This window comes from Thermus aquaticus (genome assembly GCF_001280255.1).
GTDB classification, from domain to species: domain Bacteria; phylum Deinococcota; class Deinococci; order Deinococcales; family Thermaceae; genus Thermus; species Thermus aquaticus.
The window spans coordinates 5,036-6,254 of sequence record NZ_LHCI01000107.1 but is presented as its reverse complement, the minus strand read 5'-3'; the positions used below and the strand labels follow the sequence as shown (position 1 = coordinate 6,254).

Below are 1,219 nucleotides of genomic sequence, written 5' to 3'. Positions count from 1 at the left end.
AGGCGCTGTAGGTGTACCCCACGGTCCGGGTGCGGGCCACCAGGGGGTAGACGGTGCCCGTAACCCGGCGCACAACCCACCAGGCCCCTATGGAGCCGCTACCCCGGTAGCGCCCCTGAAGGTCGCGGTAGCTGCAGGTGTAGATGTTCGTGAGCCCCGACCTGCCGGAATAGCTGCAGTTGTAGGCCTCAAAGGTCTCCCCCGCCACGCTGAACTGAAGCCCCTCCACCACACTCCCGGTCGTGCTGAAGTCGAAGCTGATGGGGCTCGAGGTGTCCAGCTCGTACACCGTCTCCTTCCGCGTGGTCACGTAGACGAACGCCCGGTCCCGGCCCTGGTCGTCCTGGGCGTAGAAGATGGTGCTCGTGTAGTCCCCCTCCTGCCAGTTTTTGAGGCGGAAGGTCTCCACCCCCGCCCCCACGTCGGCGGTGAAGCGCCCGTCCCAGGGCGTCCCCACCTGGCCGCTCGCGTAACGGTCGTACCCGGAGCTCAGGACGCGCTCGTAGAACTCCACCCGGGCCTTCAGGTCGGCCCGGGAGGTGTAGCCCCAAACCCGGGCCCGGGCCTGGGGCAGGCCCTCGGTGAGGGGGACGAGGGCGGTGGTGAAGTCCACGTAGTCCGTCTCCGGCCACCCCGGGTCCCGGTAAAGCCCCGCCCCCGCCAGCACCATCCCCGGCTGACCCTCCCCGGAAGGGGGATAGGCCACCCCCAAGGACGCTTCCGGGGGTAGGCTCTCCCGGGGCATCACGTAGTAGCGGGGGTCCCGCCGGGCCGGCGTGGCGCAGTAGGCCCGGGCCGTCCCCTCGGGCACCACAAACCGCGCCTGCCCCCCCACCTGGCTTCCCCACTCCTGGGCCAGGCGCTGGGTCCAGGGGGAGATGTCCGGCACGTAGAGGTAGAGGGTGGAGCCCCTCTCTGCCCTCCCGAACACCTGGCGCAAGAGGGCCAGGGAGTCCACCCGCACCACCTCCACCACGTCCCGGTCCGCGGGGGAAATGGACGAGAAGGCGCTCCCCCCCTGGGGCGGCTGGTACCCCTCGAGGCCCGGGTACCGGTACCGCTCCGGCCTCACCCCCCCGGGCGGGGTGGCCGAAAGCCACCCCCCGGCCTCCACGGGCACGGGGTTGTCGGGGGAGGGCCGCCACACCCTGGTCCCCTGAAGGGGGGACACGGCGTACTCCACCTGGTAGTAGGCGGGCCGGTTCTGGGCGTCGTACAC

1 protein-coding gene is annotated in these 1,219 nt (G+C 71.1%); it reads right to left on the bottom strand.

Annotated elements, in window-relative coordinates; translation table 11 throughout:
• Positions 1-1,219 (bottom strand): hypothetical protein (locus BVI061214_RS13240; RefSeq protein WP_248841790.1); only part of this gene is annotated, 1,219 nt, incomplete at both ends.